Source organism: Streptomyces sp. NPDC096324, assembly GCF_044763015.1.
In the GTDB taxonomy this organism is placed as follows: Bacteria; Actinomycetota; Actinomycetes; order Streptomycetales; family Streptomycetaceae; genus Streptomyces.
On the sequence record NZ_JBIWFK010000009.1, the window covers coordinates 379,421 to 395,343 of the forward strand.

Sequence of the window (15,923 nt, forward strand, 5' to 3'; positions counted from 1 at the left end):
GTCCTTTTCTCAAGCAAGGGAACAACCGTGACCAGACTCAGTGTCGAGATGCTGGCAGCGGACGCCGTCGAACCGATCACCTCGGCGGGCCACGCTCAACTGGGCATAGCCGTGCTGGCGGGCATCGCCGTCATCGTCCTGCTCATCACCCGGTTCAAGCTGCACGCCTTTCTCGCCCTGACCATCGGCTCGCTGGCCCTCGGCGCGTTCGCCGGCGCCCCGCTCGACAAGACCATCCTCAGTTTCACCACCGGACTGGGCTCGACGGTGGCCGGTGTGGGTGTCCTGATCGCCCTCGGCGCGATCCTCGGCAAACTGCTCGCCGACTCGGGCGGCGCCGACCAGATCGTCGACACGATCCTCGCCAAGGCGGGCGGTCGCGCGATGCCTTGGGCGATGGTGCTGATCGCCTCGGTGATCGGCCTGCCGCTGTTCTTCGAGGTCGGCATCGTGCTGCTGATCCCGGTGGTCCTGATGGTCGCCAAGCGCGGCAACTACTCGCTGATGCGCATCGGTATCCCGGCGCTCGCGGGCCTGTCGGTGATGCACGGTCTGATTCCCCCGCACCCCGGTCCGCTGGTCGCGATCGACGCGGTCAAGGCGAACCTGGGCCTCACCCTCGCGCTCGGTGTCCTGGTCGCCGTCCCGACGGTGATCATCGCGGGTCCGGTGTTCTCGCGGTACGCGGCCCGCTGGGTGGACGTCCAGGCTCCCGACCGCATGGTCCCGGCGCGTGCCTCGGAGGACCTGGAGAAGCGTCCGAGCTTCGGCGCGACCCTCGCCACCATGCTGCTCCCGGTGGTGCTGATGCTGGCCAAGGCGCTGGTGGACATCGTCGTCGACGACCCGACGGACATGACGCAGCGCGTCTTCGACATCGTCGGAGCGCCGCTGATCGCGCTGCTCGCGGCCGTGATCGTGGGCATGTTCACGCTGGGCCGGGCGGCGGGCTTCACCAAGGACCGGATCGCGGCGACCACCGAGAAGTCCCTCGCGCCCATCGCCGGCATCCTGCTCATCGTCGGCGCGGGCGGCGGATTCAAGCAGACGCTGATCGACTCCGGTGTGGGCCAGATGATCCTGGAGATCTCCAAGGACTGGTCGATCCCCGCGCTGCTGCTGGCCTGGCTGATCGCGGTGGCGATCCGGCTCGCGACCGGTTCGGCGACCGTCGCCACCATCTCGGCGGCCGGTCTGGTCGCGCCGCTCGCGGCCGACATGTCGACCGCCCACACGTCGCTGCTCGTCCTCGCGATCGGCGCGGGTTCGCTCTTCTTCAGCCACGTCAACGACGCCGGTTTCTGGCTGGTGAAGGAGTACTTCGGCCTGGACGTCGGCCAGACCGTCAAGACCTGGTCCGTCATGGAGACGATCATCTCGGTGGTGGCCGGGGCGCTGGTGCTGCTGCTGTCGCTCGTCATCTAGCCGGCTCTTCCGCCGGGCCGTTCCTGTCACGGCAGGGCGGAAGGGCGAACGGGCCGCGGGGAGAACCTGAGACGGTTCTCCCTGCGGCCCGTTCTCGCCTCCGGCGGCGGGTGCTCACGGCGGGCTCGTCGTCAGCGGCCGCTCACGGCCGCCACAGCGGATGTTCGCGGTCGGCCCACTCGCGGCTCACCGATCCCGTGCGCAGGCCCCGCCGGGCCTCCGGGTCGCCGAGCGCCATACCGACGTGGCCCGCGAGGACGATGCCGACGGTGAGGGCCAGCCAGTCGTGGACGAAGGTCGCCGACGTGCGCCACATCAGCGGGGTGAGATGGGTGAACCACATCAGCAGACCGGTGCCGAGCATCACGAGCGTCGCCCCCGCGATCCAGGCGGCGTAGACCTTCTGTCCGGCGTTGAACTTGCCCGCCGGGCGGGACTCGGGGTCCTTGTCGCGGTGCAGGGCCGCCCGCAGCCACACGCGGTCGTGCGGGCCGAAGCGGTTGAGGAAGCCCAGATCCCGGCGGAACGCGCGCGAGGCGAGGCCCGCGAGAACCGGCAGCGGAAGCATCACTCCGGCGATCTCGTGGACCCGGACGACGAGTTCGCGGCGGCCGACGAGTTCGGCGAACTGGGGGATGTAGAGGCAGGCCGCGGTGGCCACGCACAGGCCCATCAGCAGGGCGGTGACGCGGTGGACCCAGTGCTCGGCGCGGGTGAAGCGGCGTACGTGGGAGGAGTGCGCGGCCACGGCCGGGGACTCGTCAGCTCGTGGGGTCATCGTCACGTCCGTTCGAACGGCCGACCCAGGCGTCGACGTCGTATCCCCGGTCCTCCCAGTACCCGGGACGGACGTCCTTCGTGACGGTGATGCCGGAGAGCCACTTGGCGGACTTGTAGAAGTACATCGGGGCCACATAGAGGCGGACGGGACCGCCGTGGTTGTGGCCGACGGGCTTGTCCTGCATGCGCAGGGCCACCAGGACGTCCGGGCGCCGGGCCTGGCGCAGGGTGAGGCTCTCCGTGTACGTCCCGTCGAAGCAGGTGAACCGGATGGCGCCGGCCGTGTGGTGCACTCCCGCGGCGTCGAGGAGGTCCGACAGGCGTACGCCCTCGAAGGGGGTGCTCGGCACCCGCCAGCCGGTGACGCACTGGACGTCGTGGACCAGCCGGGTCTGGGGCAGGGCGCGCAGGTCGGCGAGGGTGTAGCTGGTGGGGTGGTCGACCAGGCCGTCGACGGTGAGGCGGTAGTTCGTCTCGTTCTTGTGGGGGACGGAGGCCGCCACCGAGTAGTAGCGGAAGCCGCCGCCGTTGGGCAGCAGTCCCGTCAGACCGGTGGGGTCCTTCTGGGAGGCGCCGGCGAGGAAGGCGTCCGTCGCGCGCTGGAGCGCGGGGGCGGTCAGGACGCCGAGGGCACCGAGTCCGAGCGTGCCGAGCAGTACCCGGCGGCCGATGGGCCTGCCGCGCTCGCCGGACACCTCGTGTTCGTCCCGTTCCCGGTGCTCGTCGGGTTCCCGGAGCTCGTCACGTTCCCCGTGGTCGTCGGGTTTCCCGGGCCGTTCAGTGTTCACCCCTTGATTCGAGCACCCGCGACCCCCAAAAGGCCAGCGGTCGCGGGTGCTCGTCAGCGTTCCGTCATCTCTTCTTACCTACGGGCCGCCGAGATCGGCCCCGGAGAGGACGACAGGGCCTCATCAGGAGGTTGACTCGGCCGCCTTGTCCAACTGGAACGCCTCGTTGCCGAGGCCGATCCGGGCGTGCGCCTCGGGCTTGCGGGAGCGCAGGAGCAGCCCCTGAACGAGTCCGACGATCAGCGCGACCCCGATGACGGCGGGCAGCAGCACGTTCAGGACGGAGTCCGGACCCGAGCCGACGAGGACGTCGAAGTCCTTGACGGTGTAGACCGCGATGACCAGCAGGGCGATGCCCGCGATCGCGGAGGTGACCAGGCGCCAGGACTGGGCGCGGGCCGCGCCGCGGCGGACGAAGAACACGATGACCGAGAGGGAGGCGGCCGCCATCAGGAGGGTGACGCCGAGCGCTCCGACGTTGCCGCCCCAGGTGAAGAGCCGGAGCACGGGCACGGTCGCGTCACCGGTCGGCTTGTCGTCGGACAGGGCGAAGCCACCGACCACGACCAGGGAGACGACGGTGTGCAGGAGCGAGCCGGTGCCGGGGGCTCCGCTGGCCTCCGAGGTGCGGCCGAAGGCGGCGGGCAGCAGACCCTCGCGGCCCATGGCGAAGGCGTACCGCGCGACGACGTTGTGGAAGCTGAGCAGCGCCGCGAACATGCCGGTCACGAAGAGGACGTGCAGGACGTCGGTGAACGTGGAGCCGAGGCGTGACTCGGTGAGGAAGAACAGCAGTCCGGCGCTCTGCTTCTGGGAGGTGCCCACGATCGCGGAGGGTCCGGTGGCGACGGTGAGCGCCCAGGAGCTGATCGCGAAGAAGACGGCGACGAAACCGATCGCGAGGAACATGACGCGCGGCACGAGGATGTGCGGGCGGCTGGTCTCCTCGGCGTAGACCGGGGCCTGTTCGAAGCCGGTGAAGGCGGCGATGCAGAAGCACAGCGCGGTGCCGACGCCCGCCCCGGTGAGGGTGTCGGGGTTGAAGGCGTGCAGCGACAGGCCCGCCTTGGCGGGATCACCGACGGCGGCGACGTCGAAGACGACGACGAGGGTCACCTCGATGACGAGCAGGACGCCGAGGACCCAGGCGTTGACGTCGATCTTCAGCCAGGCGAGCGCGCCCACGACGAGCACGGCGGCCAACGCCGGTATCCACCAGACGACTTCGGTGTCGAGGTAGGTGGCGAACAACCCGGAGACCTCGTAGCCGAAGAGGCCGTAGATGCCGACCTGGAGTGCGCTGTAGGCGACGAGGGCGACCGCGGCGGCGCCCGCGCCCGGGGTGCCACCGAGTCCGCGCGAGATGTACGCGTAGAAGGCGCCCGCATTGTGGACGTGCCGGCTCATCTCGGCGTACCCGACGCTGAAGAGCACCAGGACGATCCCGAGGATGACGAAGAGCAGCGGCTGCCCGACGATACCCATCACCGCGAATGTGGCGGGCATGACACCCGCTACCACCATGAGCGGGGCGGTCGCCGCGAGAACGGACAGCAGCAGTCCCGCCGTGCCCAGCCGGCCGGCCCGCAGGGCCCGGTCCTGCCCCTTGAACGTGCTGATGCCGGCGCTCTCGGCGTCGGGTCTTCCCGTGCTCGACGTACTCGATGTGCTCGAACTGCCCGTCGTCATCGCGGGGTCGTCCTTTCGGATGGCTGTTCTTCGGGGGCGTTCACACCGTGCCGAGCACGCGGTCGCGCGCGGCACGGAAGGCTTGGTGTCCGTCGCGGTCCGGGTACGACCACGGCGCCGCGGTCGGGTGGTCCGCGATCCGGAGGAACAGGGCGGCGGCCTCGCCGTCCCGGCCCTCGCAGATCTTGGCGTGGGCGAGGAAGTTGAGGTCGACCAGGCGGCGCGGGTGGTCGGTCTGCTCCCACTCCAGCCACCAGTCGAAGGCGGCCTTCATCACCTGGCGGGCCCGGCGCCCGGCCCAGTGCCCGGAGGCGGCCGGGTCGGCGGGCTCGCTCCCGGCGCCGGCGAGCACCCGGAAGCGTTCGGCGTGCGCGACGACCGGGAGGATCGCGAGCGGCGAGTCGGCGGGCGCCTGCTCGGCCGACCAGTTGGCGAAGTCGTACACCTCGTGCAGCGGGTCCTGGCCCGCCTCGGCGCGGCGCTCGGCGAGCCTCGCGACCATCAGATGGTGCGCGTGGTGATGGACGGCGTGCCGGTGGCGCACCTCGTCGAAGAGGCGGACCACGTCGTCCTCGGCCCCGAGCGAGCGTTCCAGGAGGAGGAGACCGAGCCAGGGAGTGGGGTCGTCGGGGGCGAGGTCCGCCGCCCGGCGGCAGGCCTCGCGGGCACCGTCCGGGCGCTCCTTGCCGCGCAGGGCGCGTTCCACGGAGGCACAGCCGAGGAGGACGGCGGCGTCGGCGGATTCCGGTTCGGCGAGCTGCCAGTCGCGGGCCCAGGCGAGCGTCGCGGGCTCCTGGGCGAGGACGGTGACGCGGTGCCCTCGGCGGTCCCAGTCGTCGCCGGTCGCCGCGAGCAGCGCCCGGACGTCTGTCCACCGACCCTGGTTCAACGCGGCACGTGCGGTGACGAGTTCGGCGTCGTCGAGAGCGGCGTCGAAGGTCTGGGACGCCCGCTTGCGGCCGCGGCCCAGCGGAGGTGGGGGTGGTGACACCGCTGCTCAACCTCACAGGCGCGGTTCGTCAATGGGTGATCACGCACAGCAAACCCGGAGCCACGGGTTCAAGTCAAGCTCGAGCGGGCCCACTACACGTGTCAACTGTCCACTTGTACACACCAGTTACCTGCACAGCGTCCCGCAAAGTCCTGAACAGGCGCCTTGTCCGCCCGACTTGGCGGTTCCCTCTGTCGCCGAGCCGCGGGCGGCCGCCACTGTCCTGATGACAACGGCCGCCCGGGGCGAGCGATCAGCTCACCGCCTCGGCCGCCGCCCGGCCCGCCGTGCGGCCGGAGAAGAGGCAGCCGCCGAGGAAGGTGCCCTCCAGCGACCGGTATCCATGGACTCCGCCGCCGCCGAAACCGGCGGCCTCACCGGCCGCGTACACACCCTCCAGCGGGTCGCCGCCGTCGGCCAGCACCCGCGAGGAGAGGTCCGTCTCCAGTCCGCCGAGGGTCTTGCGGGTGAGGATGTTGAGCCGCACCGCGATCAGCGGTCCGGCCGCGGGGTCGAGGATGCGGTGCGGGCTCGCCGTGCGGATCAGCTTGTCGCCGAGGTAGTTGCGGGCCCCGCGGATCGACATGACCTGGAGGTCCTTGGTGAACGGGTTGGCGATCTCCCGGTCGCGGGCGACGATCTCGTGGCGCAGCGCCGCCTCGTCGATGAGGGGCTTCTCGGTCAGCGCGTTCATCCCGCGCACCAGCGCGCCGAGATCCTTCTCGACGACGAAGTCGACACCGTTGTCCATGAACGCCTTGACCGGTCCGGGCACGTCCGCGCGGGCCCGGCCGAGGACGCCGCGGATCGACTTGCCGGTCAGGTCGGGGTTCTGCTCGGAGCCGGAGAGCGCGAACTCCTTGCCGATGATCTTCTGGTCGAGCACGAACCAGGTGTAGTCGTAACCCGTCTTCATGATGTGTTCGAGGGTGCCGAGCGTGTCGAAGCCCGGGAAGAGCGGCACCGGCAGCCGGTTGCCCCGCGCGTCCAGCCAGAGGGAGGACGGGCCCGGCAGGATGCGGATGCCGTGCTTGTCCCATATGGGGTTCCAGTTCTGGATGCCCTCGGTGTAGTGCCACATGCGGTCGCGGTTGATGAGCCGGGCGCCGGTCTCCTCCGCGATGCCGAGCATGGCGCCGTCGACGTGCGCGGGGACGCCGGAGATCATCCGCTCGGGCGGGGTGCCGAGGCGTTCGGGCCAGTTGGCGCGCACGAGGTCGTGGTTGCCGCCGATGCCGCCGGAGGTGACGATCACGGCCTGGGCCTTGAGCTCGAAGGCGCCGGTGACCGTGCGGCTGCTGGCCTGGCCGCGCTCGATGCCGGACGGCTCCAGGACCTCCCCGGTGACGGTGTCGACGGAGCCCGCGCTGCGGGACAGTCCGGTGACCCGGTGCCGGAAGCGCAGCTCGACCAGTCCGCGGGCCACCCCTTCCCGTACCCGGCGCTCGAAGGGCGCGACGAGGCCGGGCCCGGTCCCCCAGGTGATGTGGAAGCGCGGCACCGAGTTGCCGTGCCCGTTGGCGTCGTAGCCGCCGCGCTCGGCCCAGCCCACCACAGGGAAGAAGCGCACGCCCTGCGCGTGCAGCCAGGGCCGCTTCTCGCCGGCCGCGAAGTCGACGTAGGCCTCGGCCCAGCGGCGCGGCCAGTGGTCCTCGGGCCGGTCGAAACCGGCCGTGCCCATCCAGTCCTGGAGGGCCAGCTCGTGCGTGTCCTTGATCCGCATGCGGCGCTGTTCGGGCGAGTCGACGAAGAAGAGTCCGCCGAAGGACCAGTGCGCCTGGCCTCCGATCGACTGCTCGGGCTCCTGGTCCACAAGGATCACCTTGCGGCCGGCGTCGACGAGCTCCGCGGTCGCCGCGAGCCCCGCGAGGCCCGCTCCGATGACGATCACATCTGCGTCGTAGGCCATGGGCCCGTCCTCTCGGCATTCCGACGGGTCTGATCGGGTCGGCGTCACGGGGACGACTTGATGACGTTTGTCACGAACCGATCGGCGGCGTCGCTGGTTGGTGAGACATTGGTGCTGGTCGACCATGCGCCCGACCAGCACTTGTTACTGATGGGTCCGAATCCTCGGCAAGAAAGGTGACCGAGTCAACTGCCTGGTTCCGGTTGTTCCCGAGGGCGGGCGCGCGGACCATGGCACTACAGTCGGCGGGATACGCAACACTGGCCCGCCCCGACTTCTGACGCATCGAGGTACCCAGCGTGTCGGTACTGGTTCTGGTCCTCGCCGTGAGCGCGGCCTGCTGCCTCGGCTTCGGCTTCGTGCTCCAGCAGAACGCCGCCTCGCACGCCCCGCTGAGCGACTTCCTCTCCCCCCGCATCCTGCTCGACCTCATCCGGGTCCCCCGCTGGCTGGGCGGCATCGGGCTGATGGTGTGCGGCATGGTGCTCGGGGCGATCGCGCTCGGCAACGGCGAGGTCTCCCTGGTGGAACCGCTTCTCGCCACCAACCTGCTCTTCGCGCTCGCGCTCTCCCGCCACCAGACGAAACAGCCGCTGGGCCGGCAGGGCTGGGCCGGGCTGCTGCTGCTCGCGGGCGGTGTCTCGGCCTTCATCATCGCCGGGCAGCCCCAGGGCGGCGAGGCCATCGACGACCCGCTGCGGCACTGGCTGATCATCGGGATCGTGGTCGGGCTCGCCCTCCTGCTCACCACCTGCGCGAAACGGTCCCGGCTGAGCGCCGGACCCGTGCTGCTCGCCACCGCCGCCGGTCTGCTGTACGGACTGCAGGACGCGCTCACCCGGGTGAGCGGCCAGCGGTTCAGCGCGGGCGGCATGGCCGAACTGTTCACCGGCTGGCAGCCGTACGCGGTGGTCGTCCTCGGTGTGACGGGGCTGATCCTCGTCCAGAGCGCCTTCGAGACCGCGCCGCTGCGCATGTCGCTGCCCGCGCTGACCGCCGCCCAGCCGCTGGCGGGGATCGCCTGCGGGGTGGGCTTCCTCGGGGACCAGCTCCGCACCGACCCGGGCGCCCTCGCATGGCAGGCCGCGGGGCTCGCGGGCATCGTGACGGGCATCGTCCTGCTGGGCATGCACCCGGCGATGCCCTCGGGCACGGCGGAACCGGAGCGCTCGCGGGACCTCCAGCCGCACTGAGCGCCTCCGGCCGCGCCGAGCACCCTTGTGGACCCGGTGCGGAGGCGGTCCGGGGGCGGGAACTGCTTGGATGGAACCCATGAACGCCGCTGACGAGATCCTCGACATCGTGGACGAGAACGACGAGATCATCGGGCAGTCCCCGCGCGGGGAGGCGTACGCGCGCGGGCTGCGCCACCGGTGCGTGTTCATCGAGGCGCGGGACGCACAGGGCCGGGTCTTCGTCCACCGGCGCACCCCCACCAAGCTGGTGTTCCCCTCGTTCTACGACATGTTCGTGGGCGGGGTCGTCGGCACCGGCGAGTCCTACGACGACGCGGCACTCCGCGAGGCCGAGGAGGAACTCGGCGTCTCGGGGCTCCCCCGGCCGACTCCCCTGTTCAAGTTCCTGTACGACGACGGGGCGGGCGCGACCTGGTGGTCGGCCGTGTACGAGGTCCGCTGCGAGCTTCCGGTGAACCCGCAGGTGGAGGAAGTGGCCTGGCACGACTTCCTCACCGACGGCGAGGTGGAGCGCCGCCTGGACGAGTGGACGTGGGTGCCGGACGGACTGGCCGCCCACGCACGGCTCACGGACTACCGGGCGATGGACTGATCCGTCCGGCCGGGCGCCGCCGGGTCGGCACCGGAGGAGCCCCGCGCGAGGGGGCCCGGTAGGGTCCGGGGCGTGATCGAACTCGTGCGCAATGTCCGGTTGTGGTTCGCGCCGCAGGAGGTCCGCTCCGAGGGCAGCACTCCGGACTACCGGTTCTCGCTGGCCAATGAGCGGACCTTTCTGGCCTGGCTGCGCACGGCGCTCGCCCTCATCGGCGGCGGCTTCGCGGTGGACCAGTTCCTGCCGGACCTGCGCTGGGCCTGGCGGGCGGGTCTCGCCCTGGCGCTGCTGGCGGCGGGCGTGCTGTGCGCACTGCGGGCCGTCAATCACTGGGTGCGCTGCGAGCGGGCGATGCGGCGCGGCGAGGACCTGCCCGTGTCGCGCTTCCCCGCGGTGCTGAGCATCGTCGTCGCGGTCGTCGCGATCGCGATGGTCGTCGTCGTCCTCGTCGGCTGGGCGGGATGACCACCGCGCTCGGCCAGGAGCGCGATCCGGGCCTCCAGCCGGAGCGCACACGGCTCGCGTGGCGCCGTACGACCCTCTCCTGCACCGTCGCCGCCGTGCTCGCCGCGAAGGCTGCCCTGCACGAGCGGGACTCGGCCACCGGGATCGTCGCGTTCGCGCTCTGCTGCGCCGCGTGGCTGGCGTTCCTGGCCCTCGCCCACCGCCGCATCCGGACCCTGGCCGCCGCGGACCCGACGGGTCCGGCCGCGCTCGCGCCCCGGCACGCGACGGCGGCGGTGCTGTGCACGGTGGCGCTGGCCGTGTTCGCGTTGGCGCTGGTGTTCTGAGGCACCGGCTTCCCGCGGGCGTGGGCGCCCCGGTGCGCCGGTGGACTCCCCGCGGCCGCGGGCGCTCCGGCATCCCGGCCGGCTCTCTCCCCCCTCCCCCGCAGGGGTGTTCCCGGGGCGAGATGCCGATCACGTTTGGTGCAGCCGCTGGACGACATACCGACTGGTCGGCATCATGGTCGTGTCCCGTTACCCGCGTGCTGAGGAGCAACAGATGAGCCCGGACCACCCGCCAGGTCTCGATCTCGACCGGCTGCGAGCCCTGCTCGACCGTGAGCGGCCCGGACTGGTGAACGGCCCGCTGACCGGCCGGCTGATCGAGGGCGGACGGTCGAACCTCACCTACGCGGTCTCCGACGGCACCTCCCGCTGGGTCGTACGGCGGCCCCCGCTGGGCCACGTGCTGGCCACGGCGCACGACATGAGGCGCGAGCACCGGGTGATCAGCGCGCTGCACCCGACGGCCGTGCCGGTCCCGGACCCCGTGCTGCTGTGCGAGGACGAGTCGGTGCTCGGCGCCCCGTTCTACGTCATGGAGTTCGTCGAGGGCACCCCCTTCCGCACCGCCGACCAGCTCGCCCCGATCGGCCCGCGGCGCACGCGCGATGCCGTACTCGGTCTCGTGGACACCCTGGTCGAGCTGCACGCGGTGGACCCGGCCGCGGTCGGCCTCGCCGACTTCGGCCGCCCCGAGGGCTTCCTCGACCGGCAACTGCGGCGCTGGGGCAAGCAGTTGGACGCCTCCCGCAACCGCGAGCTCGCCGGCATCGACGAACTGCACGCCGCCCTGGGCCGCGAACTGCCCACCTCCCCCACGCCCACCGTCGTGCACGGCGACTACCGCCTCGACAACGTGCTGATCGGGCCCGACGACCGGATCAGGGCGATCCTGGACTGGGAGATGTCCACCCTCGGCGATCCGCTCACCGACCTCGGGCTGCTCGTCATGTACAGCACGCGCCTGGAACTGCCCGACTCTCCCATCAGCACGACCGCTTCGGCCGACGGACATCCCGAGGCGGCCGAGATCGTCGAGCGGTACGCCGCGCGCTCGGGGCGCGACGTCTCCGCGGTCTCCTGGTACACGGCCTTCGCCTGGTTCAAGCTCGCCGTGATCCTGGAGGGCATCCACTACCGCTACACCAAGGGCCAGACGGTCGGCGGCGGCTTCGACCGCATCGGCGAGCTGGTCCCCGTCTTCATCGAGCACGGCCTGACCACCCTTCAGGAAGGCTGATCCGCCATGGACTTCGCATTCGACGCGCGCACCGAAGAGCTGCGCGGGAAGCTGCTCGCCTTCATGGACGAGTACGTCTATCCGGCGGAGGCGGTCGCGGAGGAGCAGCGCGCCCTGCTGGCCTCGCCGTGGGACACGCCCGCCGTGGTCGGCGAGCTGAAGGCCGAGGCCCGCAGGCAGGGTCTGTGGAACCTCTTCCTGCCGGACTCCGAGTACGGCGCCGGGCTGACCAACCTCCAGTACGCGCCGCTCGCCGAGATCACCGGCCGCAGCCCGCACCTGGCGCCCACGGCGCTGAACTGCGCCGCCCCGGACACCGGGAACATGGAGGTGCTCTCCCAGTTCGGTGACGAGGCGCAGCGCAAGCAGTGGCTGGAGCCGCTGCTCGCCGGGGAGATCCGTTCCGCGTTCGCGATGACCGAGCCGGAGGTCGCGTCCTCCGACGCCACGAACATCACCACGCTGATCGAGCGGGACGGCGACGACTACGTCATCACCGGCCGCAAGTGGTACATCTCCGGGGCGATGAACCCCGACTGCAAGATCTTCATCGTGATGGGCAAGACGGATCCGGACGGCGCCGACATCCGTCGTCAGCAGTCGATGATCCTGGTCCCGCGCGACACACCGGGTCTCGTCGTCCGGCGCGCCATGCAGGTGTACGGCTACGAGGACCACTCGCACGGCGGGCACGCGGAGGTCGTCTTCGACCACGTCCGGGTCCCGGCGAGCAACCTGATCGGCGAGGAGGGCGGCGGTTTCGCCATCGCGCAGGCGCGGCTCGGTCCGGGCCGGATCCACCACTGCATGCGGCTGATCGGCATGGCCGAGCGGGCCATCGAGCTGATGTGCCGCCGGGCGGTGTCCCGTACGGCGTTCGGCAAGCCGCTGGCGCAGCAGGGGGTCGTGCAGAACTGGATCGCCGACGCGCGGGTGGCCGTCGAGCAGCTTCGCCTGCTGGTCCTGAAGACCGCGTGGATGATGGACACGGTCGGCAACAAGGGTGCCCACACCGAGATCCAGGCCATCAAGATCGCCACTCCGCGTGCGGTGGTGGACATCCTCGACAAGGCGGTCCAGTTGCACGGTGCGGGTGGTGTCAGCCAGGACTTCCCGCTGGCGGAGCTGTGGGCCGCCGCGCGGACCCTGAAGCTCGCGGACGGTCCCGACGAGGTCCACCAGCGCTCGCTGGCCCACCGGGAGATCAAGAAGCACGTTTGACGCCGTGGGGCGGGGGGAGTTCTTCGCCCCCTCCGCCCCTACCCGTCCCGTTCCCGGGGGCTGCCGCCCCCAGACCCCCGCTTCGGCCTGACGGCCTCGTCCTCAATCGCCGGACGGGCTGAAACTCTCCGGCGGGAAAGTTCAGCCCCTCCGGCGATTGAGGAGCGGGGGTCCGGGGGCGGTGCCCCCGGGAACGGGCGGGAGACGGCTGTTCAGGGACGCAGGGCGCGCAGGAGGAGGTCGGCCAGGTGGTCGGCGACCTCCTGGGGGGCCAGGGGGCCGTCGGGGCGGTACCAGGTGGACAGGTGGTGGACCGAGCCGAAGTGGTAGTCGACGACCAGGTCGGCCGGGGTGGCCGTGGAGAAGACGCCCTTCTTCTGGCCCTCCTCGACCAGCGCCCGGAACCGCTCGTGATAGCGGCGCCGCTCGGACCGCACCTGCTTGAGCTTCTCGGGGCCCAGGTGGTGCATCGACCGGAAGAAGATCGAGGCGTCGTCCAGATTGTCGATGGTCGTGACGACCACGTCGGCCGCCGCTCGCCGCAACCGCTCCTCGACGGGCGCGTCGGCGTCGGCGAAGGCGTCCAGCCGCTCCTGCTGGAGACGCAGCACGCGCGCGTAGACCTCGTGCAGGAGGTCGTCCTTGGAGCCGAAGTAGTGGTACAGCGCCCCCTTGGTGACCCCGGCCGCCTCGACGATCTCCTGCACCGAGGTGCGGTCGTAGCCCTGCTCGGCGAAGAGCCGGGTGGCGGCGGCGAGCAGCCGCTGCGGGACGGGCGTGCCGTCACCGTCCGTCGTCCTGGGCACTGCCGCCACCTGCCTTCCGTGCGTTCACATCGATGTCCGTCGTCTGCGGGAGTCCTGGAGACTACTGGGAGTCCTGGGACCGGGAACGCAGTTCCCGACGAAGGATCTTCCCACTCGCCGTCTTCGGCAGCTCGGGCAGGATCTCCACCCGCCGGGGATACTTGTAGGCGGCCAGTCTCTCCTTGCAGTACGCGGCCAGCGCCTCGGGGTCCTCGGTGGCTCCCGGGCGCAGGCTGATGTACGCCATGACGGTCTCCCCGCGGTAGCCGTCCGGGATCCCGACGACGGCCGCCTCGCGGACCGCCGGGTGGGTGTGCAGGACGTCCTCGACCTCGCGCGGCCAGACCTTGAAGCCGGACGCGTTGATCATGTCCTTCTTCCGGTCGACGACGTAGAGCCAGCCGTTCTCGTCCATGAAGCCGATGTCGCCGGTGTGCAGCTCGCCGTCCGGGAAGGTCTCGGCGGTGGCTTCGGGGCGGCGCCAGTAACCGGGCACGACCTGCGGGCCGCGCACGAGGATCTCGCCCTGCTCTCCGAAGGGGACCTCCTGGCCCAGGTCGTCGACGATGCGGACGACCGAGTCCGGGCCGGGAACGCCCACGGCCAGGGTGCCGGAGGCCGGGTCCACCGGTGCCTCCAGGCCGGGCGGCACGGAGGCGCAGGGCGCGGTGCACTCGGTGAGCCCGTAGCCGTTGCGGATGTACGGTCCGAAGCCGGCCCGGAACCGTTCGACGAGGGCGGGCGGCAGCGGGGCCCCGCCGGAGGAGATGTTCACGAACGAGGAGAAGTGGTCCGGCGTGACGTCCGGGTGGGCGGCCAGCGCCATGAACGCGGTCGAGGGGCCGACGGTGTAGAGCGGCCGGTGTTCGGCGAAGGCGTCGAGGACGACCCCGGACTCGAAGCGGTACGCGAGGACGAGCGTGCCCGCGCTGTCGAGGCAGGCGGCGAGCTGGCAGACCATTCCGGTGATGTGGAAGAGCGGCGCCATCGCGAAGTACACGGGCGCCTCGGGCAGCGCGAGGCCGGTCCGCTGGCGCTCGGCGTTGTACATGATGTTGCCGTGGGTGTTGGTGGCTCCCTTGGGGGTGCCGCTGGTGCCCGAGGTGTAGCTGATCAGCGCGATGTCGGACGGGCCGAGGGAGCGGTCGCCGGGGGCCTTGTGGCCCTGCCGGGCGACGGCGAGGAGGTCGTCGGCCGCCTCGTCGAGCGGCAGCCGCCCGAAGGCCAGCACGCGCTGGTCGTTCCTGGTCTGGAGATCGAGTTCGCAGGCCGTCAGGACGACGCGCACGGGTGAGTCGGCGGCGGTCTCGCGCAGGTACGCGTCGAAGGCGCGGTCGGAGCAGACGAGGGCGGCGACCTCTGCGTCGTGCAGGACGTGCCGGACCTCGCCGGACTTGTACATGGGGTTGACGGGCACGACCGTCGCGCCGGCCTTCCACGCGCCGAGCAGGGCGAGCACGAAGTGCGGGGAGTTCTGGAGCATGATCGCCACGCGGTCGCCCCGTTCGACGCCCCCGGCGGCGAGGTGTCCGGCCACGGAGTCGCTCAGCTCGTCGAGCTCGCGGTAGCTCAGCCGGCCGTCGAAGTAGGCGAGGGCGGTGCGGTCCGGGGTGTGCGCGACCACGTCCGCGAGGGCGTGCACGAGGGTGTCGGCGGGGTTCACCGGGCCGCGCTGGGCCTCGCTGAGCAGGGCCACCCAGGGTTTGTCGGCGTAGCTGGTCACTCGGTGGTCTCCCACTTCTGCTGGAGGTTGTTCATGTTCGTCATCCAGCGGTCGGGGTCGGCGGCGCGCGCCTGGTAGTACCCGGCGACCTCGGGGTGCGGCAGGATCAGGAAGCGGTCCTCCTCGATGCCCTTCATGAGCGCGTCGGCGACGGCCTCGGGCTCGATGGCGGTGGGCTGGAGCACCAGGTCGCCGGCGCTGCCGGTGGCCTCCAGCATGTCGGTGCGCACGCCCTGGGGGCAGATCGCGTGCACCTTCACACCGCGGTGGCGGTACGTCAGGGACAGCCACTCGGCGAACGCGTAGGCGCCGTGCTTGGTGACGCTGTAGGGCGCGGCGCCGATCATCGTGAGCAGTCCGGCGGCCGAGACGGTCGAGACGAACCGGCCGCCGCCGCGCTCCAGCCAGTCCGGGAGCAGCGCCTGGGCGGCGCGCACGTGGGCCATCACGTTGACGTCCCAGGCCAGGGCCCACACGCTCTCGTCGGCCGCCTCGGAGCCGCCCGAGCCGACTCCCGCGTTCGCGCAGTAGACGTCGACGGTGCCGTCGAGGGCGTCGCGGGCCTCGGCCACGATCCGGGAGGCGTCGCCCACGAGCGCGATGCCGCCGATCTCGTCGGCCACGGCCTTCACCTTGGCGGCGTCGAGGTCGTTGACCACGACCCGCGCTCCCTCGGCGGCGAAGCGGCGGGCCAGCGCGGCCCCGATCCCGCCCCCCGCTCCGGTGACGACGACTCCCGCACCCTGCATGGCTTCCACCACGGGTCTCCTTCGAC

The 15,923-nt window shown here is 71.3% G+C and carries 15 protein-coding genes; 7 read left to right on the forward strand and 8 right to left on the reverse strand.

Annotated features, from left to right (window positions below):
• The first annotated feature begins 27 nt into the window (after window positions 1-27).
• The gene (locus ACIQ7M_RS26635) at window positions 28-1,425 is read left to right on the forward strand and encodes a gluconate:H+ symporter (RefSeq protein WP_355764354.1); all 1,398 of its coding nucleotides are present in this window, start codon (window positions 28-30) and stop codon (window positions 1,423-1,425) included.
• 142 nt (window positions 1,426-1,567) lie between these two features.
• Here the strand turns inward: ACIQ7M_RS26635 and ACIQ7M_RS26640 are convergent, their stop codons facing one another.
• The 5 genes from ACIQ7M_RS26640 to ACIQ7M_RS26660 all read right to left on the reverse strand — a co-directional run bounded on the left by ACIQ7M_RS26640 (window position 1,568) and on the right by ACIQ7M_RS26660 (window position 7,582).
• Window positions 1,568-2,203: a cytochrome b/b6 domain-containing protein gene (locus tag ACIQ7M_RS26640; RefSeq protein ID WP_403648762.1), complete on the reverse strand. Its 636-nt coding sequence runs from the start codon at window positions 2,201-2,203 to the stop codon at window positions 1,568-1,570.
• Complete coding sequence (locus tag ACIQ7M_RS26645) at window positions 2,187-2,900, reverse strand: molybdopterin-dependent oxidoreductase (protein ID WP_386988831.1); 714 nt, start codon at window positions 2,898-2,900, stop codon at window positions 2,187-2,189. Before ACIQ7M_RS26645 ends, ACIQ7M_RS26640 begins: the two co-directional genes overlap by 17 nt.
• A gap of 216 nt (window positions 2,901-3,116) precedes the next feature.
• Complete coding sequence (locus tag ACIQ7M_RS26650; protein WP_403648765.1) at window positions 3,117-4,682, reverse strand: APC family permease; 1,566 nt, start codon at window positions 4,680-4,682, stop codon at window positions 3,117-3,119.
• 40 nt (window positions 4,683-4,722) lie between these two features.
• Window positions 4,723-5,673: a hypothetical protein gene (locus ACIQ7M_RS26655; protein WP_403648768.1), complete on the reverse strand. Its 951-nt coding sequence runs from the start codon at window positions 5,671-5,673 to the stop codon at window positions 4,723-4,725.
• Window positions 5,674-5,926: 253 nt separating this feature from the next.
• A complete protein-coding gene (locus ACIQ7M_RS26660; RefSeq protein WP_403648771.1) occupies window positions 5,927-7,582 on the reverse strand; it encodes an FAD-binding dehydrogenase in 1,656 nt (551 codons plus the stop codon).
• Window positions 7,583-7,881: 299 nt separating this feature from the next.
• Here ACIQ7M_RS26660 and ACIQ7M_RS26665 point away from each other — a divergent pair, with 299 nt between their 5' ends.
• The 6 genes from ACIQ7M_RS26665 to ACIQ7M_RS26690 all read left to right on the forward strand — a co-directional run bounded on the left by ACIQ7M_RS26665 (window position 7,882) and on the right by ACIQ7M_RS26690 (window position 12,619).
• Window positions 7,882-8,775, forward strand: coding sequence for a DMT family transporter (locus tag ACIQ7M_RS26665; RefSeq protein WP_355764367.1), 894 nt, complete (start codon window positions 7,882-7,884; stop codon window positions 8,773-8,775).
• A 79-nt stretch (window positions 8,776-8,854) separates the two neighbouring features.
• Window positions 8,855-9,370 carry an NUDIX hydrolase gene (locus tag ACIQ7M_RS26670; protein WP_389849843.1) on the forward strand — a complete coding sequence of 172 codons (516 nt, stop codon included), beginning with the start codon at window positions 8,855-8,857 and terminating at the stop codon, window positions 9,368-9,370.
• Between the two features lie 72 nt (window positions 9,371-9,442).
• Window positions 9,443-9,835 carry a DUF202 domain-containing protein gene (locus ACIQ7M_RS26675; protein ID WP_355764373.1) on the forward strand — a complete coding sequence of 131 codons (393 nt, stop codon included), beginning with the start codon at window positions 9,443-9,445 and terminating at the stop codon, window positions 9,833-9,835.
• Entirely contained in the window at window positions 9,832-10,161 is a 330-nt protein-coding gene (locus ACIQ7M_RS26680; protein ID WP_355764376.1) for a DUF202 domain-containing protein, read from the forward strand. The genes ACIQ7M_RS26675 and ACIQ7M_RS26680 overlap by 4 nt, the downstream gene beginning before the upstream one ends.
• Before the next feature lie 214 nt (window positions 10,162-10,375).
• Complete coding sequence (locus ACIQ7M_RS26685) at window positions 10,376-11,398, forward strand: phosphotransferase family protein (protein WP_403648775.1); 1,023 nt, start codon at window positions 10,376-10,378, stop codon at window positions 11,396-11,398.
• Between the two features lie 6 nt (window positions 11,399-11,404).
• On the forward strand, window positions 11,405-12,619 hold the full coding sequence (locus ACIQ7M_RS26690) for an acyl-CoA dehydrogenase family protein (RefSeq protein ID WP_403648778.1): 1,215 nt from the start codon (window positions 11,405-11,407) through the stop codon (window positions 12,617-12,619).
• 212 nt (window positions 12,620-12,831) lie between these two features.
• Here the strand turns inward: ACIQ7M_RS26690 and ACIQ7M_RS26695 are convergent, their stop codons facing one another.
• The 3 genes from ACIQ7M_RS26695 to ACIQ7M_RS26705 form a co-directional block, all read right to left on the reverse strand.
• Window positions 12,832-13,425, reverse strand: coding sequence for a TetR/AcrR family transcriptional regulator (locus ACIQ7M_RS26695; RefSeq protein WP_328454182.1), 594 nt, complete (start codon window positions 13,423-13,425; stop codon window positions 12,832-12,834).
• A gap of 61 nt (window positions 13,426-13,486) precedes the next feature.
• A complete protein-coding gene (locus ACIQ7M_RS26700; RefSeq protein WP_403648782.1) occupies window positions 13,487-15,148 on the reverse strand; it encodes a class I adenylate-forming enzyme family protein in 1,662 nt (553 codons plus the stop codon).
• Window positions 15,145-15,909 carry an SDR family oxidoreductase gene (locus ACIQ7M_RS26705; protein ID WP_403648785.1) on the reverse strand — a complete coding sequence of 255 codons (765 nt, stop codon included), beginning with the start codon at window positions 15,907-15,909 and terminating at the stop codon, window positions 15,145-15,147. The genes ACIQ7M_RS26700 and ACIQ7M_RS26705 overlap by 4 nt, the downstream gene beginning before the upstream one ends.
• Between the last annotated feature and the right edge of the window lie 14 nt (window positions 15,910-15,923).